Below are 22,206 nucleotides of genomic sequence, written 5' to 3' on the forward strand. Positions count from 1 at the left end.
AGGTGTATACGGCTGGTATGAGGAGACGCGATTCATCACTAAGGAGGCTAGGAAAGAGGACCGTACATTACAAGATCAACAAACGTAAAAAGTGTAAAACAAGTTATTCATTCAAAGGTAGAACAAAAACGGGGTTCCATGCCAAAAAGCATCCAAAGCTAATCATGCAACGGAGGTGCAGAAATACTCCTAGCAAGCGGAGGAGGAGCATGAGCCAGACGGGAAAGCGAGCTGCACCGGGTTCGGCAGGAGCACAAGGCATTCCCGGTTTGACAGGGGTACAAGGTATTCCAGGTTTAGCAGGAGCCCAAGGTATATCGGGAACTGCGGGAACACCGGGAGTCCAAGGAATACCAGGAATACAGGGTCCAGCAGGAACGCGGGGAGCGCCAGGAGTGCCAGGAGTGCCAGGTCCGGCTGGAGTCCAAGGAAGTCCAGGTGCAACAGGAGTACCCGGCCCTACTGGAGCGCAGGGCATAGCTGGTCCTACTGGAGCCCGAGGTATAACAGGGCCAACCGGCCCGGCAGCTGACATTTCAAATATTGAAATTGTTCCTACGGCTGAGCGGTATTTTTATCTTGCACCTGCTACAATTGAATCTTCAATCACGATTATGGCGGATCAATTTTCTGTAGATGGTGTACATGAGGCCTTTCAGCGTTTTAATGTCGGAAGCAACAGCTATGCCAATCTATACATTAATGGAATGATACAAGAAAGCACATTGTACAGCCTGACACCTTTATCGCTGACGATTCGCCTTAACGAAGGAGAGGCAATTCTCTCCGGCACACCTATTATTGTGGAAATTGTCCAATTTAGTGTGCGATCCAGTGGATGATACTGTTTGCGGTGAGGCAACCCAGAGGCAGATACAGCTGTTTCTTGGGGCAACGAGCCTTTGCGCCCGACACGCCAAAGCTGAAGATCGGCTTTGGGGCCTTGGTCATGGATGGCTTGTACGACTTTTTGCAGCGGGGAAATGTACTCGTCGCTCCATATCCAAGACTGCCTGAGTCTTTTCCCTGCTGGGTGACTGCATGCACCTCAAGCATAATTAGTCCCACCTATCCTAGCGCCCGTTTTATTCGGTTACATATCTTTTTTATATGAATAAAATGGGATGATGCACGTATTATTTAGGGTATTTATGATTAATCGCTTATAAAACATGGTTTTTAGGTTTAATTCAATATATTTCAAATGAAAGTATGAAGACAGAATGAGCCTGCATAAATATAATTTGCATTTTAGTTAGTTATCACTTACTATAAGCTTATGAATAAGAAAACACATGTAGACAGCAAAAAGAAAGATATTCTGCAGGCAGCAATGTGCTTATTTGCAACCAAAGGAATTGACGGGATTTCAGTCAAAGAAATTGGAGAGGCTGCTGGTGTGACGGATGCCGCGATTTATAAGCATTTTAAGAGTAAAGATGCGATGGCCTTGGAAGTATTCGGGCAGTATTGTAATAGCTACACCACATTAATTGACTTCTATCGCAAGCAGAGTGGGAACTTCGTTAGTCGTTTCCATCAACTGGTGGATGAAGTGCTGGATATGCATGATGAGGACCAGTATGGTTTGCTTCTACTATCACAACATCATGAGCTGTATGTTGAAGCAAGCCAGAGCCAGAATGTGCGTCAGCCGCTGGAGGCGTTGACTGAATTCATCGAACAGGGGATTCAACAAGGTGAACTGCCGAAGCAGGATGCTCTGCTATCCGGTGTGCTCATCATTGGAGCCATTACACGCTTGTCCGTCTCCAGCCTGGAAGGTGAACTTCCACAGCAGTTGGTTCCATTTGCAGCAGAGGTCAAACAACGTTTAACTGCTTTATTAAGTAAAGGTCAGTAGTGACCTTTTCTTTTTAAATATAAAGTTAGTGTCTTCTAACTAAAATCATAATATGAAGGTAGGAAGTGGTTTATATGTCTAAAAAAATATTGGTGATTCAAGGGAATCCGGTCGCTGGCAGTTATGGGGAAGCGCTGGCTCAATCCTATGTAAAAGGAGCGAAGGCTGCAGGGGCGGAGGTTCGTTTGTTGCAGCTATCCGCGTTGGACTTTAATCCAAATCTACTAGGTGGATATCGTAATAAATTACCGCTGGAACCTGATTTGATCCAAGCACAGGAGTCGATTAAATGGGCAGAACATCTCGTTTTTGTCTTTCCGATCTGGTGGGGCAGCTTGCCTGCATTAATGAAAGGATTCATTGACCGTACCTTTATGCCGGGATTTGCGTTTAAGTATCAAAAAGGAAAACCCCTGCCTGACAAGCTTCTAAAAGGAAGAACGGCCCGCCTCATTACAACGATGGACGGTCCGCATTGGTACTACCGATTTTTCCAGGGACAGCCTGGACATCGGATGATGAAGGATTCCACGCTGCATCTATGTGGTGTCAAACCGGTGCATTCTACTGCGATTGATCTCATGAATAAATTATCGGATCAGCAGCGCAACGATTGGCTGAGCAAGGTGGAGCAGCTGGGGCGAAATATGAGCTAGGTTTTCACCTGCCTGCCCCAAATTCATTGGCCTACAGGTAAATCATGGTGGTATCTGATCATAATTGACCTGCGAAAAGGAAAAAGACCACAATGGGAGCAACTGACTCGCATTGTGGTGTTCGGGATAGCTCATGTTTTGAAATCAACGTTATATAAATATCGATGCAACGATTAAAATAAATCCGATCGCTAGACCGGCAGGGCCCCAATAATGCATAGGGATAAAAAACAGACTGTGCTGGGTTCCCATTCGATAGCGTTGCCCCGTTTCCATATCAACTAGCACTTTGTCCGAGTCGGCGTTAAGCGCTTTTCCCAAGTACCAGATAATAACCCCCGACACAATGAACACAAAAGCCATCGGTAGCCGGGAATCTATGGAGTCAAGCCCTAGAGCGGATACTAAACTCCCGACTATAACAAATAAAATCCCTGGAACAACGATGTTTAAAATACCAAAACCCTTCCAAACAATCACATGAAATCTTCCTTCCTGAGTTCAAATCCAACATATGTATTTATCGGTTAAAAGAGAGATTTAGTTTACAAAATGACCCATTCGATGGGAAATTTACAATGTATAAAACTGGATAGAAGGCGTCAAGAAGGGGAGGAAAACATGTACACACGTGGAGTGTAATCCTGGAGGTTTGCAGGTATCACAAAAAAAAGCCGTTTCTCCACATCTTCATAGCCCAGCATAATCTGGCCTGAAGGAGGAAAATCGGCTTTTTCAATAAGTGAAGTGAAGCCCTGTGCCTATTCGGCGGTTGCTTTCGCTTGTTCTGCTACGAAAACAACAGGCTTCATAATCCGGCTCAGCATATCCTGCTTCGGACGATTCCAGGTAACCCAGTCGTCCAGCAGCAGACCGCCTGTGTCGCCGCTATTCGGATTCAGGGACCAGTACGTAAAGTACAGGTTGTTGGCACCAATATAGTCTACGAGTGCATTTTGCCATTTCCCCTCAGTAGTAGACAAATCAACATTACGACCGCCGAATTCACCGACCAGCACCGGAGCTATGTTTTGCTTGCTGATGTAGCCCCAGGTTTGATCCCAGATCGCTGGCAGGTTGGACGGGAAGGCCGGGTCGTTGAACCATGGCTGCGAAGACACACCAGGGCCGTAATCATGAGGAGAATATACGACACGGTTCGGTACGTCCAGAACGACAGGATAGTTGGCTACACCTGTGAGGTTGCCACCCCACCAGTATTGGCTATTGTTGCCTTGTACATTGTGGTCTACACCTTCTACGAGAATCAGCCAATTCGGATTCACGGACAGAATCGCATTCCCTGCACGTTGTGCCGCCAGACGCCAGTCTGTGGAGGCATTGCCTGTGCCCCAGCTTGCTTGACCGTGTGGCTCATTGTGTAAATCCGCACCAATGACGGTAGGGTTGTTTTTATAACGATCAGCCAACATTTTCCAGTCGCTAATCCAGCGAGACTCAGGGTACTGGGATGTGTACCACAGCTCGGATTGCCCACCTGAGCTTGGACGGTGACGGTCAAGGATAATCTGAATACCGCGTTGTCCAGCTTTTTCGATCAGCTTGTCCATAATTTGAATCGGAGTTAATCCGACCAGGTCAGGGTTTTTGTGATAATCAATACTGTCTGGACGGGAACTGGAATCGAATAACTGATTGCTGTAAGGCAGACGAATCAGATTGTAGCCTTCTTTCTTCACCTGATCCAGCATGTCGTCCATTGAGCGGCTCCACAGTCCATGCAAGGTGTAATTAGGAGTTTCCAGACCGAACCAGTTCAGGCCGTTAAATGCCGCTTCTTTCCCGGATTCGTCTACAATCTTGTTTCCTTGGGTGTGATAATATCCTTTCACACTGGCTGCATCTACTGAAGCGGGAGTATAGCCATACAGTGTGAAGCCCATTACGAGGGAGGTAATGATGAAAAATGTTTTTTTCAGTCCTTTTTTCTTCATAATTCTGCTTCCTCCTTTATTTAAAAGAAATTGTAACCGATTACATTCTCATTTTATGTTCAAATCTTCCATCAAACAAGTTCATAAAATTCGTATATTTCTAAGATTTCGTTCGAATTCAATAGATTCGTAACAACGGATGGTTAAGCTAAGTGTCCAGCATTTGTGGGGGCGGTTATATATGAGGTGGAGGGCACGCTCTAACTCCTCATTTATTATATTTTCCTGCTGTAAAAGAAGGTATATAATAAAGTGAAATTCACTTTACATACAGGTTGCAGAATATATATATTTGAAAATTAATACGCCTGACATGCAGAAAAAGAAAGGAGGGTAATTATGGTAACAACGATGAAGGAAGTTGCAGAACGTGCCGGGGTGTCGAAGAGTACAGTTTCGCAGTTTCTGCAAAAGAGATACAACTATATGAGTGAAAACACTAAGAAGAAGATCGAGCAAGCGATTGAGGATCTCAGTTATATACCTAATGAGGTGGCACGTAGTCTCAAGCAGAAGAAGACCTTCATTGTGGGGGTTATTTCTTCAACCATTTTATCGAGATTTACAACAGAAGTCGTGCGTGCAATTGAAGATGAATGCCAACTGGAAAATGTCCAGGTCATTGTCTGCAATACCGATGATGATTCGCTCAAAGAGAAAAAGTATGTCCAGTCGATGATTGCTCGGCAAGTGGATGGACTTATCATTTTCCCGACGGAAGAGAACAAGAAATTATATGTTTCCCTTGCCAAGAATGGCTATCCTTTCGTGTTTGTGGACCGAAAAATCGATGAAATCAGTGTAGACACAGTGCTGTTGAATAATGAAAAGGCCAGCGAGCTTGCGGTTGAAGCACTCATTGAGCATGGTCATAACAACATTGGGATTATCACGTTCCCCTTAGGCAAAAAAGCGATCACCACACGAAGTGAGCGGCTGTCAGGTTATCGAAATACGTTGGGCAAACATGACATATCAGTGAATGAAAACTATATCAAAAGCGGCAGGTTGGATGAAATGCCTAATCTGATTGGACAACTATTCCATATGGAGCATCCGCCCACCGCAATCATTGCTACGAATGACATGATTTTGGAGCAGGTGCTGATTTATGCAAAAAATAATCATCTGACCATACCTAATGATTTTTCCTTGATTGGCATAGATGATGTATCCTTTGCATCTTTTTATAATCCGCCGATCACAACCGTTTCCCAGCCGAGTTTTGAAATGGGGAAAAGAAGTGCCAGGCTACTGCTGGAGAAAATTGATCAAAAAGAACAGGATCATGAGGATCTGTCAGAAATCATCCGAATGAATCCGGTCATTAACCACAGAGAATCTGTCCAAAAACTGAACTGAATGATTGAATAAGTCCTTTTCATCTTTTTGAAAACGTTTTTATAAATTCTATTGTAAAAAGAAAATAAAGAGCTATAATGATCTTATGATTCGAGTCATGAATACCCTTTCATTTATGTATGTCCTGATTTTAGTGATGATTGCGATTGAAGAGAGGGGAGGAATGGAAACTTAAACGAATAATGTATGGAATAAGTTGTGATTTAATTCACAAAAAAATGATTCTACTTCTTTTTACATTCCCGAGAGGGAAATTTTTTTCGAGTATTACTAAATCGATTTAGTAAGAATGGAAAATAAATAAAAGAAAGTCGGAGATCACTATGGAAATGTTTATGAGCATTATCAGGGAGCCATCCATCATTATCGCGATTGTGACATTACTCGGCCTTATATTCCAGAGGAAGAAAGTATCAGAGATCATTACGGGAACTACCCTTTCTTTTATGGGCTTCACCATGATCAAGGTCGGCGGCGGAATTTTAGGTGGCGTTCTCACTAACTTCAGCCAAATTTTTTCTTATGCCTTCAACCTTAAAGGTGTCGTACCAAGCAATGAAGCCATTATGGCACTGACCATTGATCAGATCGGGGCGGATGCTGCACTCATTCTGCTCTTTTCCATGATCCTTAACATCGTGCTTGCACGCCTGACCAAGTTCAAGTACATTTATTTGTCTCTTCACTTGATTTTGTTTATGAGCTTTGCCGCTACAGCCGTTATGAAAGGTCTGGGTCTCAGTTCGCTAACTACGATTATCGTCGGTTCTTTGGTAATTGGGAGCTATATGGCGGTGTTTCCTTACCTACTCCGGAATGCCAGCAAAAACATTATTAAATCGGATGAATATACGATTGCTCATGCTTCCATGACCTCTTACATTCTAGGTACCTATTTAGGGAAAGTTTTTGGCAACCGTGAAAATGACACCGAAAATGTAAAAATTAATGACCGCATCAGTTTTTTGCGCGACCCCAATGTTGCAACGACCTTGACGATGCTTGTGCTTTTACTGGTATCTGGACTGGTTGCTGGTTCTGATTATGTCAGCAAATTATCGGATGGCAAAGAATATATCGTCTTCATCCTCGAACAGTCAGCTATTTTTGCTGCCGGCTTGTATATCGCAAAAGCAGGTGTTAAGCTGTTCACAACTGAAATTGTACCCGCTTTCAAAGGTTTCTCCCAAGTGTTTGCACCTGGAGCAATCCCTGGTGTGGATGTTCTGGTACTGTTCGACAAATCACCCAATTCCGCGTTGGTAGGCTTCTTGGTCAGCTTCTTCACAGGCGTTGCCTGCGTCTTTCTTTTCCCGTTTATCGGATTGCCTGTCATTGTGCCAGGGATCATGGCCTGCTTCCTCGCTGGTGGTGCAGCCGCGATATTCGGCAATTCCAGCGGTGGTTTCAGAGGAGCTGTTATTTCCAGTTGTCTTAATGGATTCTTGCTCTGTCTGCTGCCGGCTCTCACCTTGCCGCTCTTTTCTTTTTTGGGTGCCGAAGGGGTAACGTTCGCCGATCCCGACTTTACTACTCTTTCTGGAGTACTTTGGCTTATTTTTCGCTGGTTTTAAACTAAATCGATTTATGAGTTTTTCCAAAATAACTTATCTAAATCATTTGTGCCTTAAAAAGAGGAGGAATTATCCATGTTTTTTAACGATCAAGATATTCAAATTGATATCGTTGACAGTAATACCACCCGGAAAGTGCTGGCCCACAGTGACCAGCTTATGTATGTCAAAGTGATGTTTGCTAAAGCCCAAACAGGGGAGATCCTGTTGCATAAGCATGTCCATGAACAAGTCACTTATGTAATAAAGGGAAGCTTTAAGTTCATGATCGATAATGGCGAAACAAAGGAAGTGCAGACTGTCAAAGAAGGAGACAGCATCCATTTTCCATCCGATACTCTTCATGGCTGTATCCCACTGGAGGATGGCGGTATTCTGCTAGATGCATTTACACCAGCACGTGCAGATTTTCTGTAAATTCCCCTTTCAAAATACGGTTTATCTACCCCGATATCTGGAGGAATTTACGATGCCTTTCAGCGGCAGACAACAGAGGCGAATGAATGCCTTCTGACCATGTTATGTCCGATACATTTCTTTTTATCTTTTTTTAGAAGAAGACCTGCAAGTATGTTATATTTAACAAACGGCAATCGTGATGAACAGTAATATAGTGATTTTTAGAAAAGGATGAGATGATTTTGGAAAACAACGAAACTCAGCAAGAATTTGCAGATGTATATGAGCAGCTTAAAGTAGCTGCAAACCGAACCTCCGATTGGAAAACACGCCTAGCCGCGGTAAATGATCTGGGTGCATGGAAGAACCAGCAGACGATTGACTTGCTGACACACCGTTTGAATAATGATACGGTATATGCCGTTCAGGAAGCCGCTTACCGCAGACTTCAGGAATGGGGCGAGAATGTACAGCCGCCTGTGCGCAAAGAGGGTGAGCTTGTTAAGGGCCTGACGAAGATTCTGGTGCGGATTAAAAAAAGCTTACCAGCCGACCATACCTATAACGATTTTCGCGAGAAGCTGCACAAGATGAGAGTCGATATTTATGACATCTATGAAGGTGACAAGGGTGCTGAATTTGATCAGTGGCTGGAGCGAAAATGGGCTTCGTTATCTACAAGGTAATGTCTGAACCCTGTAATTGAATGTATTTTTAAGGATTGTTGCTGGTGATACAGACAGAGCCTTAACAAGGATAAGGGATTATCTTTGTTAAGGTTTTTTTATCTTGTTCTCCTTAAGAATCATGTCCTTTATCTTTATGCCACTGTATATATACTTCGGCAATATGGTACGATGGGATCGGATTATTTTAGTGTGTACATGGGAGGGACTAACATGAGCAAGGCGAAGCTGTGTTTTATCGGGGCTGGCTTTCACGCTTCAACGAATATATATCCTGCTGTTATTGGGGCAGGTGCTGAAATTCAGGCGATTGCGACTAGAGATCTAAGCAGATCGAAGACGGCACTCCAGCGGTTTGGAAGCAGTGGCACACCTTATGACAATTACAAGGCTATGCTGGAGCAGGAAGACTGTGATGGAGTTGTCGTGATTGCACAAGCGGCAGATCATCCTTCGCTCGTACTGGACTGCATTAAGGCTGGAAAACATGTTTTTGTAGACAAGCCACTGGGCTGGAATGCCGAGGAGGCGGCCCAAATTGCAGATGCGGCAGAAGCAGCGGGTGTCGTGCTGATGGTCGGTTTCATGAAGCGCTACGCGCCTGTATACATAAAATTAAAAGAATTGATTGAGGGTGGCTCGCTTGGAGCCGCACGCTCGTTTCAGGCGAAATTCCTCGTGGACAGTACCCTGTTTTGTAAAACCGGCGAAGATTTCATGAAGCTAGCGGCGGTTCATATGGTCGATCTGGTACGTTATTTGTTCGGAGAAGTGGCGCAGGTTACCGGATTTGCGAACGATAACGGCGAGTGTATTTCCCATACGATTGCCCTGAAATTTGAAAATGGTGTAGTGGGTAGCCTATACTTCGCAGGTATGACAGCATGGACACGCGAGAGTGAAGGGTTCACGGTAACCTTTGATCACGGTTTTGCGAACGCGGATGAAGTGAATACACTGATCATTCACAAGTCGGAGAGTCATACAGAGCTTCCTTGGAAATCCCTTGCGGAAAACGATACGGTTCTGACACCGTCAGCCTCCGCGATGTCGGGTGGATACCGTGATTTGTACTTGCGCGGTTTTGTTGGTGAAATCGCACATTTCATGAACTGCTGCCAAGAAGGACGGATGCCTGATTCAAGTGGACGGGATAACGTGAAAACGATGGAGCTGTGCGACCGCATTTTGGCTGCGCTCCAATAGGATACCCATTTCATATACAAGCTTCGGGCCTGGACGGTACCTTAGTTTGGATGATTTGAAAGAAGCTTCGGTGTAACTGGTCAGTAGATGGCTCCTGCATTTGTCGGGAGTCATTTTTTCGTTTACCCTACGACCTTTCTATTTCATAGCATTCCTGCCCATTTTGATTAATCTCTGCTGAAAATATGCCAACAAAGACGAACGATGCGATAGAATAGGAAAAGGAAAGCGTTATCATCACCCATTTTTCTGCGATGGTTCAGGGGGAGAAGGCTTATGCGTTCAAGGTCAAGGTTTCAGCCATTAAACACATTACGTAATCAGATTTTTATCGGATTTATACTGGTGATGCTCATTATGATGAGTGTGGCGGGGGCGTTCATTTATCTCAATGTGTCTCACCTGTTAAAAGACAGTGCCGAGCGGCATATTGGTCAGACTGCGGTACAAGCAAGCGGTAGGCTGGATGCATTAATCGGCCAGATGGATAGCTTGACGGAGCAGGTCGCGAATCACCCGTCTGTTCAGCATATTCTGCTGGAGGAGCGCAACGGGGTCAAGGTGAATTTCGGACAGCGTCAATCACTACTGCAAGTGATGCATAGCTATCAGGCATATATGCCGAGTGTCGGCTCACTGGAGCTGTATACCGCCGAAGGAAAGATGTTGTTTCCGATTAGAGAGGGCAGTCTGGAGGAACGTATTGGACAGGCAGACATCCGGGAAGCGAATCAGATGAAAGGAAGACTGGTCTGGATCGGCATTGATCCCGAAGACTCCCGGTCACTGCTGGCAATTCGGCAGGTGAGCCTGGTGGATCGCTGGTTCTCACGTGGAGGGTACTTGATTACCCGTATGGAGCGAAGTTATTTTGGGCTGAATGGTGCGACAGCGGTCAATGAAGAAGCGGATGAAACTATGCTGCTTGTAGATCGACAAGGCCAGCTGCTGTCGGGTGAACCAATGAACCAGACGGATTTGTCAGGTGTACTGCATAGCAAGACACAGACGGTTCATATTGGGGAGCGGGAATATGTGAAGGCAGTTCAGCAGTCGGAGCGGACGGGCTGGTCGCTGCTGATCCTGATTCCGGTTAGTGTCGTCACAGACGGAATTACGGTTTTACGGACTACACTTATCATTTCTGCGTCTCTTGGTGCCGTGCTATTCCTGTTCATGTCCTTTATGTTGTCTACGTTGATTACCAGACCGATAGGTCACTTGATTCAGGCGATGCGTCGTTCACGGGAAGGGGCATTGGCCCTGAATCCAGAACCGGCAGCAGCGGTCGAGCTGCGAGAATTGAACGCAGAGTACAACACAATGATTGTCGATATCAATGAATTGATCCGTGTTATTTGCGAGAAAGAGGTTTTACAAAGCCAAACCGAGCTTAAAGCTCTGCAGGCGCAGATCAATCCGCATTTTCTTTTTAATACGCTAGATGCTTTCAACTGGTCGCTACAGGAGAAGGGAGAGGAGGAGCTTGCCGGGCTGATGGTGTCCATGTCGCGGCTGTTTCGTTATGTTATCGAACCGGCTCACCATGACTCTTGGGTGACACTCGGGGAAGAAATGGCGCAAATCCGTCGTTATCTGGAACTGATGGAGATGCGTCTGGGTGAACGTCTGAGTTGGCAAATTCATATGCCTTCGGAGGCAGCCAGAATTCCGCTTCCTAAACTGTTGATCCAGCCTATTCTAGAGAATGCCATTTTGCATGGTGTCGAAAATCGCATCGGCAACGGCCGCGTTGAAATCAGTGTCACTCCTTCGACCAGATCGGGTTGGACCAAGATCGCGGTCATAGATAACGGACCTGGAATGACACTGGAAGAACTTGCAGCTGTGCGTACAGCGTTGATGGGGGGAGCAGCCTGCCAGAGCAAGGGAACTGGTATGGGACTAGTGAATGTGCAGCGCAGGCTTGCTCTTTATTATGACAGCGCATCTTATCCAACGGACGGTGTGCTGATACATAGTGCTGAGCAGGAAGGAACTGTGGTCACTTTTGAAATTCCTGATGAATATGGAGGGCGGTAGGAATGAGTGTTTCATCCAAAACCATTGTCATTGTAGACGATGAACAGCGAACACGTCAGGGGATTCACCAGACATTGGAGCAATGGGCCGCCGGGAAATACCGGATTGTGACATTCGATAATGGTTTGGAAGCATTAAATATACTGCGAGCGGAGACAGTTCATCTGTTGATTACGGATGTCCGGTTGCCGGAATTCAGTGGGCTGGATTTAATCCGCTCTCTGGAACGGGATTCACGACGACCAGCGATCATTGTCATCTCGGGTTATGCGGAGTTTGATTATGTCCAGCAGGCTCTTCGTCTGGGAGCCGTCAATTATTTGCTCAAACCGATTGATAAGCAGGAGCTGTTGAATGCGGTCAATGAAGCGCTTCGGCTGGAAGAGGAGCGGCAGCGGTACGAGAAGCTGGACAAGCTGGCTGACCCTGTTCTGCTAGAGCTTGATCTCCAGGCAACTACTCTTAGTGATCCGGTACGACGTGCCTTCACCTATATGGCGGAGCATCTTCACGAATCCATTACGATGGCGCAGACTGCCGCGCATTCACACCTGAATGCCAGCTATTTTAGTGTTTTATTCAAGGAGCAAAGTGGTTTGTCCTTCAGCGAATATCTGCATCGGCTACGGATCCAACGGGCTAAGGAGTTGCTGTTGCATACCCAGTTAACGATTGCCCAAATCGGCGAGCGATCAGGCTACCGAACAGATAAATATTTTATTAAAGTATTCAAAGCGACCGAGGGGGTAAGTCCCAGCCGCTACAGGCAGCAGATGCGTACAGGGCCGGAGAATATCGACTGACGTATAGGCAGATCAAACCCAATAAAAGTGGAATTATACCCAATGAGCGTACCCTGTTGGAAGCAGGAATGGAGTGCTAAACTTACAAATGATAACGGTTACAAAAAAATATAAATACAACAAACGGAGGTCTAACGATGTCCAACAAGTATGGTTTACGTAAGCGCTCACATCAAAAATGGTTTGCTGGGTTGACCCTGCTGCTGTCATTCATGCTGGTGCTATCCGGTTGCGGTGCTGGTAAGGATGGTCAAGGCGGTTCCAGTGGAGAAGGGGGAAAGGTTACACTCAAAATGATGCACCTGTGGCCAGAGGGAAGCTCGGCACAGCAGAGCAAGCTTGTGACTCAGATTATAGATCAATACCAAAAGGATCATCCGAATGTCGTCATTCAGCAGGAAGTGCTGGAAAATGAACAATATAAAAACAAACTCAAAGTGCTGTCAGCTTCCAATGAATTGCCGGATATCGGAATCACCTGGGCAGCGGGCTTTATGGAGCCATACGTTAAAGGTGGATTATTTACACCGATGGATGACCTGTTGAATGGTTCCAAGCTGAAGGACAAATTTGTACCAGGAACGACCGAAGCTTATGCGCTTAATGGCAAAACGTATGCGCTTCCGATTGAATTGAACATAACACCTATTTATTACAACAAAGCCATATTCCAAAAATACAACTTGAAGGTACCTGCGACATTTGACGAGTTTAAGCAGGTTGTGAAAACACTTACGGATCATGGAGTTGCACCGATTGCATTGGGCAATAAAGACCGCTGGACCGGCTCACTCTGGTACATGTATCTGGCGGACCGTATAGCAGGTAACGAAACGCTGAAAAAAGCGATTGACGGCTCAGGATCGTTCGATGACCCTGGTTTAATTCAGGCGGCCTCCGAAGTCCAGACGCTTGTGGATATGAATGCCTTTAACAAAGGATTTAACGGCTTGTCCAATGATGAGGGAAAATCCGAGTTTATGAACGACAAAGCGGCTATGTATTTAATGGCTACTTGGGAATTGCCGAATTTTACGACCAATCCCGCAATCCCGCAAGCATTTAAAGATCAAATTGGCTTCTTTAAATTTCCGATGGTTGCAGGCGGCAAGGGGAACGAGAACAGTTGGGTAGGAGGTCCGGGAGTAGGCTTGTTCGTTTCGGAAAATTCCAAGGTAAAAGAAGAGGCCAAAGCGTTCGTTGAATACTTCGTAGTCAAATGGGGAGAACAATCGGTCACACAGGCGGGCGTAATTCCGGCGACGAAAGTGGACACCTCCAAAGAAAAATTGCCCAAGCTGTATGTCGATTTGCTGAACGGACTGAATCAAGCCAGCAGTATTACCTTGTTCGCTGATGTACAGATGAAGCCGAATGCAGCGCAGGTGCATTTGAACATGATTCAGGCGTTGTTTGGTAAAGCGGTGACACCGCAACAATTTGCCGAGCAGCATAAGGCTGCCATCGAGAAAGGAAATTGAAATTGAACACCTAAGGAGGCCCGAACGTGGAAAAGGTCATGTCCAATAAGCTTGTCATTGCTCTATATGTATTGCCTTCTCTGCTGCTGTTATTCGCCGTAATATATGTACCCATCGTACTGACCGGCTATTACGGCCTGAATCAGTGGAATGGAATCGGCTCTATGACTTTTGTGGGACTGGACAATTATCAACATTTGCTCACAGACAGTGCATTCTGGCAAAGTGCCTGGCATTCGCTGCTGTTGGCCTTGTTTTCAGGCATCAGTCTGATCGGTTATCTGGTCATTGCGATGATTTTGTCAGGAAAAATCAAGGGAGCGAATCTGCTGCGGAAAATTTATCTGATTCCCATGCTGTTGTCATCTGTAGCGATCGCACAGCTGTGGCTCAAAATGTATCATCCAACGAACGGAGTGTTCAATTCCATACTGGCGTCGGTCGGAGTCCATAATCCGCCTGAATGGTTAGCTAATCCGTCCTTGGTGCTGTTTGCCTTGTTCATTCCGATTATTTGGCAATATGCAGGCTTTTATATCCTGATCTATTATGCCGGGCTGAAAAACATTCCTGAAACGCTGATGGAGGCTGCCCGGATCGACGGGGCCAGTGCCTGGCAGATTGCGACTCGTATCAAATTGCCCCTGCTGCGCGAGGTGATTAACGTTACGATCATATTGTCCATTGTCGGTTCGCTCAAATATTTTGATCTTATCTACGTCATGACGGACGGTGGACCGAATGGAGCCAGTGAAGTGATGGCCTCTTACATGTACCACCAGGCATTCCGCAGCTTTGATTTTGGATACGGCAGCGCTACAGCCTTTGCCCTGCTGCTCATCTGTCTGATCGCTACGTGGCTGATCCGTAAGGTTACGGCCACAAGTGAAACCATCCAGTATTCATAATCCAGTCTTGCAAACAGATGAGGGTAACAAAGGACAGGAAGAGGGAGGAACGGATATGAAAACCCAGGCAGCCGCCAACTATCCGCTTGGAGTCGCTAGCCGCGGCAAAATGTTAACTCGGGTCGGTTATGCCGCTTTGTATATCATTTTAATCATCTTGGCGGTGACGCAGCTTTTACCGCTGGTGTGGCTGATGCTGTTCTCGCTTAAAAATAATCAGGAAGTGTTTAACCTTCCGCCGTTTGCACTCCCGTCCCAGCCGCATTGGGAGAACTATATGAATGTGTGGACCAGCGGCAATATCGGGCGGTATTTCTTCAATAGTGTGTGGATTACGGTCATATCCGTGGCGCTGACGGTGCTGCTAGCCAGCTTTGTAACGTTTGCCATTACGCGTATGCGGTGGAAAGGAAGTCAGTTGGTTCTCGGACTCTTTATGGTCGGACTGATGATTCCAGTCCATTCCACCTTGATCCCGCTGTTCAGTATGTTTCTCAAACTGCATTTAACAGACACTTCACTCTCCATCATCCTGTCGTATGTTGCTTTTAATCTACCGACAACGATGATGATCTTGCTGGGCTTCTATTACGCTTTGCCCCGTGAAGTGGAAGAAGCGGCCGTTATGGACGGCTGCTCCGTCAACCGGATGTTCTTTCGGATCATACTGCCCATGACAACCCCCGTCATGGCAACGACATCTATTATTAACATGATCTATAACTGGAATGAGTTTATTTTCGTCAATACGTTCATCAGCTCGGACGAAAACAAAACACTGACTGTAGGCGTCCAAAACTTTATTGGACAATATACGACCGACTGGGGAGCTATCGGAGCTACGTTGATGATCAGCATTTTGCCCATTTTGCTCGTGTTTCTCATCATGAGTGACCGAATTGTGGAAGGGATCGCGGCCGGGTCGGTTAAGGGATAAAACAAATTCCCCAGATTAGAAGAGTGCCCCCTAGTGTAGACATTGGAACAAACCTCTTGGTTTGTCCGATGAATGCTAGGAGGTGCTTTTTTATGCGAGTCTAGTTTGAGTCGATGGGAAATACATAAATCAAAATAGAAAATCCAGAAATTTAAGCTTTTTCAGAAAATAAATGATGAGCAAACATGTTGATATTTATGATGCCGACCAATTGTGAATCCATCAGAGATTATGATGTGGTTGGTAACTCTGATAGGGGGATAGCAAAGCTGTATTATTTATATAGGAATTGGGACTTATTCTGCTAATTGACTGCTTATTTTTAGCATAAAAAGGCACATTCCTACTCGTATCTCAAGTGGGACTGTGCTTTTAAAAAGGCTATCAAGTTTGTGTTAAGTTTTTAGTGTTTGGTTTGTTGTATTGTGCGATCTTGTTGTTGGGTGTGTAAACATCCTATTGTTTTAAGCGTATAAATTTAACTTCTCCTTGATTTGAGCTAAACAACTTTCAACTTTAGCGACATTCTGGGAATGTCTTGAAAGATACTCCTGAGCTACCTTAACTAAATACTCAAAAAACATCTCATAATCCACAATTGCATACACTTCTACACTAGTTACTGGCGGAGTTGTTGTGAAATTTACTCCACTATCTCCAAAGTACTCTTCATCATTTGGAGTGCATTCAGTAGCAAAATAGCAGCTAGTATAACCAATACCAAATCCTTTACCCTTTGTAAATTCATTTAGAGCTTCTAAAAAATAACCGTCCCCTAAAGTACCGTAGTATGCCTCCATATTCTTAATTTTTTCCTGAACATCTTCTACATAATATATTTCATCATCCATCTTATTCATTCCCTATCTATTAATTAATTTTTCGGAATCACAGGAAAAAAGTTTGTTATTTCTCCAGTAGCTTTATCCCTGTAACCTATAAATTCCAGTTTTTTACCGTCAACTTCAGCATATCCAACAATTTCATCAGAAACAGCATTTGGTCGTGTGTCTATTTTTATTTTATTATTTTGAATTCCCTCTTCCATTGCCTCTCTCCCCAACTTAAGCATCTGTTCATCAGAGAGTAGTTTCGGATCGTATACAGTTTTTGGATTCTTATACTCTTTCCACTGACCAGTAAAGTTTCCTTTTCCACCATTAGCTAAGCTCATTCCGTCATAAACAGGGAGTTTGTATTTAACCTCATAAATTCCCGGAATATCTGGATGTGGCGTTTTTATCGCAGCTTGATTAATATTCTTAACTTGATCGCCAAAGTTGTCTAAAATATACCGCTCAAAGTTTTCAAGGTTGTGGCCACCTTTTATTCCTATAGTTGGTTTTGCTTTAAACCCTTTCACTTCAATTAAATGATCATCATAACCTGATTTATAATTGACTCTAGCATTAGGAGCTTGTGACGTCTCCTTAGTGTCCTGCGATTTAACAATTTCTTTTTCCTTTTTTAAATATTCTTTTATATTTGAGGATTTTCTTGTATTTGTACTCTTAGCTACATTATATATGACCTTCTTTTGAATTTTACTATTTTCTTCTCTAGTTGCCTTGGAGGCAGTCTCTCGTAGCGTTTTCCTTGCCTGTTGATCCTGTTGTTTATATTGGTTTTTCGTTGTTAACCTTTCATTTGGTTGTGGTTTGTAGCCTTTGGTTTCAAGAGTTTGGTTATTTTTTGGGTTAGCTATGTTTTCTCTAGCTTCTATTTGTTGTCTCGCTAATAATTCCTGGACTCTTACTTTTGCACTTACTCCAGAAGAAATATTAAAGAACCCTTTTCCTCTACCCAGTTTTGAAAGTATCCCCTTTAATTCTTTAGTATGGTCTATCCCCCCTCGACCACCAAACATAAGAGGGTTTTCTGTGATAATAGCATAGAACATCCATTTCTTCTCTTCTTCAGATACTCCTTGCTTCCTAGTTAGCATGAAGAAATCGCCGGGATAATTATGTTTCCATTCACTATAGTATTGGCGATCCGGTTTACCGTCACGAGTACGTACAAGACCATCTTCTCCTCGATAACTCCCCGGTTTAAGTTTGGGTGTAAAGTCTTCGGTATATGCTGCCCTAAGATAATCCTGCCAGATTCTTTCGTAGTCTTCTTCTGTCAGCTCTGGTGGCGCAGCTTCTTTTTTTGCTTTAAGGGCAGCTTCAGTTCTAGCTTTTTCTTGTTCTTTATATTCCCTCAGCATTCTATCTTTAACACTTTTAGGTACCTGTTGATAGGCATGAACCATAGTTTTTGATGCTGACAGCAAGTTTTGAATCAGCTCTAATGGGCCACCGGAATGGGCTATATGACGTGCGCTTGTATACACTTTTCCTAGAATCCATTTGCTATAGTAGGCATGTCTCGCTTGCTCATGCTCGTATTGAGTAATCAACCCTTGCACTGCTAAACCAGCCAAGTGTTTCAACGGATGAATGCCGTTCCCCTTACCGCCTCCAATCGTAGGGGTTCCTTTGCTCCGAACAGGGATCACTGCGGTTGCTTTCAGAATCACACCCGCCGCAGGTCCACTTAGCGCTCCCGCAACAACACCAGCCACTTTTCCCATCACTGGAATGGAGCCTAATAGCTTGGATACCGTACCCAACAAAGAGTTGGCCTGTTGAAGTGCAGCCGGACTTGTTACTTTGGCGGTAGGAGTGCTGCTTGATGATGTCTTAGCTGTCGATGGAGCTTGCGCCGCCTCGTATGCTTTGATGCTCATCAATGGTGGCTCAGGCACAGGAGGGAGGTCGGCCACGAAAACAGGAGCTTTCACCGTACCTTCCTGATATATCACCGGAGCTTTGGTATCCGTCTCACCATCCAGTACCATGCTGCTGGCTCCGCCTTTTAGATACAGCGCCGTTCCAGCTTCGAGCGAAAGTTCCTCGCCTGCATCGAGCTTCACGTGACCACCCTGAATCTGCACATTCCCCGGACTGTCGATCGTAATGCCGTTACCTTCATGCAGTGTAATGGAAAATTCACCGGAGGTGGATAGAGTTAGTTCATGCTCAGACATTTCTACGCCGCTACCTTGTACATGTTGCCATACCTTCACATTCGACTGTCCATTTGTGTGGCGTTGTTGTCGCAGTGAATCCGTTACATAGGCATCTTGTTCGCGGTGGGTAGGCAGATACAACTCCACCTGTTCCCCAATCTCAGGCATATCGTACCAGCCACTGTGTTCTTCCGCGACATAACGGGTGGCTACGGGAAACGAGTAGGCTTTGGCAGGATCTTGTTTCGGGTCGATGTCCAGTTGAAGTTGTACAAAATCCTGCTGTACCTTCAGTACCGTTCCTGTCAACGAAATCCCGGTAGCCTGATCGTTTTCATAACGGGCATATCGGATATCCTGTTCGGCTTGAAGATCATAGCGAGTACGCAGTAAGCCATCCGTTAATGTGGTCACGGCTCGAACCACGACCAGTTCTTTACCTTGTCCAATGGGTAACGTGATGAGGTCGCCCAGCGCATAGTATTGCAGGCTTTCGATCATATAGGTGATATACGAGCCAGCACGTTCGCCTGGCTTTTCCGTATCCAGTTCATGAAACGTTTTTCGTACTCGATAAAATACATCTCGCTCCACCTTATGCTGCTTGCCTTCGGGCATCCCGAAGAAAACCTTGGGCGAGGCTGCGGTTACCTCTGGCACAAGTACGGAGCCAAAGCGAGAAGCGAGACGTTTTAAAAACGCCCAATCTGTCTCCTCATATTGTAAAACAAAAGTCTCCAGTTTGGCATAGTTGCTTACTGTATCAATGGCATCTCCGTACTGATATTTTCGAATCAGCGCAGTGACCAGATCATCATAGGTGCGGTGAATATCTTGATAGGAGCGCCTTTTACGCTTAATATCCATTTGGTACGAATGGGAAGAGGCCTCCAGTTCAAACGTATACACGCCTCGCACGCAGTGTACGGACATATGCGTAACAATCCCATGGAACAGCCTTCTCAGCGATTGTCCCTGATCATTCAACTGACGGATCACAATGGGCTCTTGCTCCATATCCTGTCCGATGCATACAGCTCCTTGTTCTTCGGAGAGCATGCCACTGATATGTAAAAAGGCATGATCATTAATGGCACGTGTTATTTGAAGTTGTTCGATGTGTAATGGCTGAAAGGGACCATAAAAGCGTAGGCTTTCATATCCGATCCCATCTGATAAAACGCTCAAGTGAGTTCATGACTCCTTTCTAGATGCGATGGGTATTTCCAAGTAAAGCACGTCATCTTGAATTCGCTTCTGAATTATAGAAGCCGCAGATGAGTACAAACTGTGAGTCAAGATAGATATGTAATGTATTAAGGGGATTGTTTGATATTAAGAAATAAGAGGTGATATTTAATAAACAACCCAGCATATGTATTTATCGGTTAAAAGAGAGATTTAGTTTACAGAATGAACCATTGGAAGTGGTATTTACTATGTGTAAATCTGGAATTAGAAGATATGAGAGGGAAGTATAAGGTGGAAAAAAGTATATAATAGGTGGTAAGAGGGAGTATAAAAAGATATATATAAGATTGAGCTTAAATGAAAGATGAGGGTTCATGTTATGCCAAAAAACGATAATATGCTGGCCATTCTATGGATGCTGAATTCGGGTGTGAAAATGACTGCAAAACAAATATCCGAAAAGTTAGAAATAAATATAAGGACAGTTTATCGTTATATTGATGCACTATGTGCCAGTGGAGTGCCTATAATATCTGACGCGGGGCATAATGGCGGGTATAGCCTGCTGAATAATTTTATCAGAGCACCTTTACTATTTGATATTGAAGAAAAAAAAGCACTACTTCATGCTGCTATTTTTGCAAAAGAAGCTGGATACCCTTTGAGTGAGGCATTAGACAATGCGACATCAAAATTGAAAATGTATTCGAATCAAGAGCAGGAAAGTATACTTAGCCGTCATTTAGCCGGATTTGAAGTTATTAACCGCATGGGAGACCCTTCTCTTCAGCCGGTATTGGCGGAATTAGAGCAGGCTGTAGCCAACGAATTCTCTGTAGAAATGGATTATCGCACAAGCCATGAAGAACAACCCAAGAATAGGGTGATAGACCCCTATGGAATGGTCTACTGGAACAATAAATGGTATACTGTTGCATTTTGTCACCTAAGAAATGAGATCCGTTGCTTTCGGGCAGATCGAATTCTACAAATCAAGCGTACTCCAATCATATTTAAGCGTTCTGAAGCTTTTTCAGCCCGTGAATTTTTTATGCAAAATCTATTACCTGATTTAGTGGGCAAGGACAGTTTAATTTCTTTAACTATCGGAGGCAGGTCAGAGGCATTGGATGACTTATGTCTGCATTGGTTTTTGGGGCATCATCTGAAAGAGCGGACATCCAATCAAGCCATCTTTTTGCTTGAGGAAAAATCACTTCATACATATGTCCCTTATTTACTCTTACCCTATGGGAAATCCATTCAAGTCATCGAACCACAGAGTTTGAAGGGAAAACTTGTTGCTGTTGCGTCGGAGTTAATGGAATATTATCAACGTTAAAAGCTTCACTGACAGCAGATGTCAGTGAAGCTTTTTTATAATGATGATAATCATTGATTACCGAAGGATGATTGGTATCACTCGATGAATTATAAAATGAGGAGAATTTGCAAATGAATAATACAGTATATCTTTATGTGTTTGACACCATGGCAGATTGGGAGATCGGTTACTTAACTGCCGAACTGAACTCGGGGAGATATTATAAAAAGGGGCTGGTCCCATCCAAAATAGTTACCGTGGGAATGGAAAAGACCCCTGTAACTACAATGGGCGGATTGAAAATCCTGCCAGATATCAAACTGGATGAGTGCAAAATTGAAAGCACAGATACATTGATTTTACCCGGTGGAGATACATGGACAGAAACCATTCACCAACCCATCTTAAAAATAGCTGAGAGGTGTTTAGAGGAAGGGATATGGGTTGCAGCGATTTGTGGTGCTACCATGGGACTTGCCCAGGCAGGATTGCTGAATTCACGTTGGCATACAAGCAATGATCTGGAATACCTTAAAATGATCTGTCCCAACTACACGGGCGAAAATTATTACAAAGTGGAGTCTGCTGTAACGGATGGAAAACTGATCACTGCATCTGGAACAGCTCCGTTGGAGTTTTCTGTACATGTCTTAAAAGCTCTGAGTGTGTTTTCTTCAAAAACATTAGAAGCCTGGTATAGTCTTAACAAAACTCGTGAATCCAAATATTACTATGAGTTGATGAATTCAATCCAATGAAGGTATAAGCATAAAATTGAACTATTACGATCATTTAAAGGAG

General features: G+C 44.5%; 19 protein-coding genes and 1 pseudogene. 15 read left to right on the forward strand and 5 right to left on the reverse strand.

The annotated features are described in order from the left end of the window. Positions 1 to 209 precede the first annotated feature (209 nt). Complete coding sequence (locus tag NSS66_RS13895; RefSeq protein ID WP_076264783.1) at positions 210 to 842, forward strand: DUF4183 domain-containing protein; 633 nt, start codon at positions 210 to 212, stop codon at positions 840 to 842. Between the two features lie 83 nt (positions 843 to 925). Here NSS66_RS13895 and NSS66_RS13900 read toward each other — a convergent pair. Beyond that, a pseudogene (locus tag NSS66_RS13900) lies at positions 926 to 1,003 on the reverse strand (transposase); the annotation flags it as partial. A 276-nt stretch (positions 1,004 to 1,279) separates the two neighbouring features. On the opposite strand from NSS66_RS13900, the gene NSS66_RS13905 reads away from it, so the two are divergent. Beyond that, positions 1,280 to 1,864: a TetR/AcrR family transcriptional regulator gene (locus NSS66_RS13905; RefSeq protein WP_023989793.1), complete on the forward strand. Its 585-nt coding sequence runs from the start codon at positions 1,280 to 1,282 to the stop codon at positions 1,862 to 1,864. Between the two features lie 74 nt (positions 1,865 to 1,938). Continuing rightward, the gene (locus tag NSS66_RS13910) at positions 1,939 to 2,520 is read left to right on the forward strand and encodes an NAD(P)H-dependent oxidoreductase (RefSeq protein ID WP_025723258.1); all 582 of its coding nucleotides are present in this window, start codon (positions 1,939 to 1,941) and stop codon (positions 2,518 to 2,520) included. Positions 2,521 to 2,670: 150 nt separating this feature from the next. On the opposite strand, the gene NSS66_RS13915 is transcribed toward NSS66_RS13910, so the two are convergent. Together NSS66_RS13915 and NSS66_RS13920 are read right to left on the reverse strand one after the other, a co-directional pair. Continuing rightward, positions 2,671 to 3,000, reverse strand: a complete 330-nt coding sequence (locus NSS66_RS13915) for a hypothetical protein (RefSeq protein ID WP_023989791.1) — start codon at positions 2,998 to 3,000, stop codon at positions 2,671 to 2,673. Positions 3,001 to 3,281: 281 nt separating this feature from the next. Continuing rightward, the gene (locus tag NSS66_RS13920; protein WP_068942084.1) at positions 3,282 to 4,475 is read right to left on the reverse strand and encodes a glycoside hydrolase family 5 protein; all 1,194 of its coding nucleotides are present in this window, start codon (positions 4,473 to 4,475) and stop codon (positions 3,282 to 3,284) included. Positions 4,476 to 4,814: 339 nt separating this feature from the next. On the opposite strand from NSS66_RS13920, the gene NSS66_RS13925 reads away from it, so the two are divergent. The 10 genes from NSS66_RS13925 (at position 4,815) to NSS66_RS13970 (ending at position 15,874) form a co-directional block, all read left to right on the forward strand. Further along, the gene (locus NSS66_RS13925) at positions 4,815 to 5,837 is read left to right on the forward strand and encodes a substrate-binding domain-containing protein (protein WP_340959144.1); all 1,023 of its coding nucleotides are present in this window, start codon (positions 4,815 to 4,817) and stop codon (positions 5,835 to 5,837) included. Positions 5,838 to 6,166: 329 nt separating this feature from the next. Beyond that, positions 6,167 to 7,411 (forward strand): PTS ascorbate transporter subunit IIC, encoded by a 1,245-nt coding sequence (locus NSS66_RS13930; protein ID WP_226887745.1) that lies wholly within the window; start codon positions 6,167 to 6,169, stop codon positions 7,409 to 7,411. Between the two features lie 75 nt (positions 7,412 to 7,486). Continuing rightward, complete coding sequence (locus NSS66_RS13935) at positions 7,487 to 7,828, forward strand: cupin domain-containing protein (protein WP_023989787.1); 342 nt, start codon at positions 7,487 to 7,489, stop codon at positions 7,826 to 7,828. A gap of 224 nt (positions 7,829 to 8,052) precedes the next feature. Next, entirely contained in the window at positions 8,053 to 8,496 is a 444-nt protein-coding gene (locus NSS66_RS13940) for a HEAT repeat domain-containing protein (RefSeq protein WP_264454687.1), read from the forward strand. A gap of 213 nt (positions 8,497 to 8,709) precedes the next feature. Continuing rightward, positions 8,710 to 9,702, forward strand: a complete 993-nt coding sequence (locus NSS66_RS13945; RefSeq protein WP_340959145.1) for a Gfo/Idh/MocA family protein — start codon at positions 8,710 to 8,712, stop codon at positions 9,700 to 9,702. Positions 9,703 to 9,978: 276 nt separating this feature from the next. Then, positions 9,979 to 11,745 (forward strand): cache domain-containing sensor histidine kinase, encoded by a 1,767-nt coding sequence (locus NSS66_RS13950; protein ID WP_076264780.1) that lies wholly within the window; start codon positions 9,979 to 9,981, stop codon positions 11,743 to 11,745. Between the two features lie 2 nt (positions 11,746 to 11,747). After that, positions 11,748 to 12,548 (forward strand): response regulator, encoded by an 801-nt coding sequence (locus tag NSS66_RS13955; protein ID WP_023989783.1) that lies wholly within the window; start codon positions 11,748 to 11,750, stop codon positions 12,546 to 12,548. 137 nt (positions 12,549 to 12,685) lie between these two features. After that, positions 12,686 to 14,029: an extracellular solute-binding protein gene (locus NSS66_RS13960; protein WP_264454688.1), complete on the forward strand. Its 1,344-nt coding sequence runs from the start codon at positions 12,686 to 12,688 to the stop codon at positions 14,027 to 14,029. Between the two features lie 26 nt (positions 14,030 to 14,055). Beyond that, the gene (locus NSS66_RS13965; protein WP_340959146.1) at positions 14,056 to 14,937 is read left to right on the forward strand and encodes a carbohydrate ABC transporter permease; all 882 of its coding nucleotides are present in this window, start codon (positions 14,056 to 14,058) and stop codon (positions 14,935 to 14,937) included. A gap of 55 nt (positions 14,938 to 14,992) precedes the next feature. After that, positions 14,993 to 15,874 (forward strand): carbohydrate ABC transporter permease, encoded by an 882-nt coding sequence (locus NSS66_RS13970; protein WP_028542212.1) that lies wholly within the window; start codon positions 14,993 to 14,995, stop codon positions 15,872 to 15,874. A gap of 464 nt (positions 15,875 to 16,338) precedes the next feature. On the opposite strand, the gene cdiI is transcribed toward NSS66_RS13970, so the two are convergent. Both cdiI and NSS66_RS13980 read right to left on the reverse strand, forming a co-directional pair. Continuing rightward, positions 16,339 to 16,725, reverse strand: a complete 387-nt coding sequence (gene cdiI, locus NSS66_RS13975) for a ribonuclease toxin immunity protein CdiI (protein ID WP_076157516.1) — start codon at positions 16,723 to 16,725, stop codon at positions 16,339 to 16,341. 23 nt (positions 16,726 to 16,748) lie between these two features. Beyond that, the gene (locus NSS66_RS13980; RefSeq protein ID WP_340959147.1) at positions 16,749 to 20,078 is read right to left on the reverse strand and encodes a contractile injection system protein, VgrG/Pvc8 family; all 3,330 of its coding nucleotides are present in this window, start codon (positions 20,076 to 20,078) and stop codon (positions 16,749 to 16,751) included. A gap of 382 nt (positions 20,079 to 20,460) precedes the next feature. On the opposite strand from NSS66_RS13980, the gene NSS66_RS13985 reads away from it, so the two are divergent. Then, positions 20,461 to 21,423: a helix-turn-helix transcriptional regulator gene (locus tag NSS66_RS13985; RefSeq protein ID WP_340959148.1), complete on the forward strand. Its 963-nt coding sequence runs from the start codon at positions 20,461 to 20,463 to the stop codon at positions 21,421 to 21,423. A 113-nt stretch (positions 21,424 to 21,536) separates the two neighbouring features. Next, the gene (locus tag NSS66_RS13990) at positions 21,537 to 22,163 is read left to right on the forward strand and encodes a type 1 glutamine amidotransferase family protein (RefSeq protein ID WP_340959149.1); all 627 of its coding nucleotides are present in this window, start codon (positions 21,537 to 21,539) and stop codon (positions 22,161 to 22,163) included. Positions 22,164 to 22,206: the final 43 nt, after the last annotated feature.

The sequence above is a fragment of the Paenibacillus sp. FSL R10-2748 genome, assembly GCF_038005565.1.
Classification (GTDB): domain Bacteria; phylum Bacillota; class Bacilli; order Paenibacillales; family Paenibacillaceae; genus Paenibacillus; species Paenibacillus polymyxa_B.

Coding starts and splice junctions, on each gene's coding strand:
- NSS66_RS13895 (WP_076264783.1), top strand. CDS start 210: ATGAGCCAGACGGGAAAGCGAGCTGCACCGGGTTCGGCAGGAGCACAA.
- NSS66_RS13905 (WP_023989793.1), top strand. CDS start 1,280: ATGAATAAGAAAACACATGTAGACAGCAAAAAGAAAGATATTCTGCAG.
- NSS66_RS13910 (WP_025723258.1), top strand. CDS start 1,939: ATGTCTAAAAAAATATTGGTGATTCAAGGGAATCCGGTCGCTGGCAGT.
- NSS66_RS13920 (WP_068942084.1), bottom strand. CDS start 4,475: ATGAAGAAAAAAGGACTGAAAAAAACATTTTTCATCATTACCTCCCTC.
- NSS66_RS13925 (WP_340959144.1), top strand. CDS start 4,815: ATGGTAACAACGATGAAGGAAGTTGCAGAACGTGCCGGGGTGTCGAAG.
- NSS66_RS13930 (WP_226887745.1), top strand. CDS start 6,167: ATGTTTATGAGCATTATCAGGGAGCCATCCATCATTATCGCGATTGTG.
- NSS66_RS13935 (WP_023989787.1), top strand. CDS start 7,487: ATGTTTTTTAACGATCAAGATATTCAAATTGATATCGTTGACAGTAAT.
- NSS66_RS13945 (WP_340959145.1), top strand. CDS start 8,710: ATGAGCAAGGCGAAGCTGTGTTTTATCGGGGCTGGCTTTCACGCTTCA.
- NSS66_RS13950 (WP_076264780.1), top strand. CDS start 9,979: ATGCGTTCAAGGTCAAGGTTTCAGCCATTAAACACATTACGTAATCAG.
- NSS66_RS13955 (WP_023989783.1), top strand. CDS start 11,748: ATGAGTGTTTCATCCAAAACCATTGTCATTGTAGACGATGAACAGCGA.
- NSS66_RS13960 (WP_264454688.1), top strand. CDS start 12,686: ATGTCCAACAAGTATGGTTTACGTAAGCGCTCACATCAAAAATGGTTT.
- NSS66_RS13970 (WP_028542212.1), top strand. CDS start 14,993: ATGAAAACCCAGGCAGCCGCCAACTATCCGCTTGGAGTCGCTAGCCGC.
- cdiI (WP_076157516.1), bottom strand. CDS start 16,725: ATGGATGATGAAATATATTATGTAGAAGATGTTCAGGAAAAAATTAAG.
- NSS66_RS13985 (WP_340959148.1), top strand. CDS start 20,461: ATGCCAAAAAACGATAATATGCTGGCCATTCTATGGATGCTGAATTCG.
- NSS66_RS13990 (WP_340959149.1), top strand. CDS start 21,537: ATGAATAATACAGTATATCTTTATGTGTTTGACACCATGGCAGATTGG.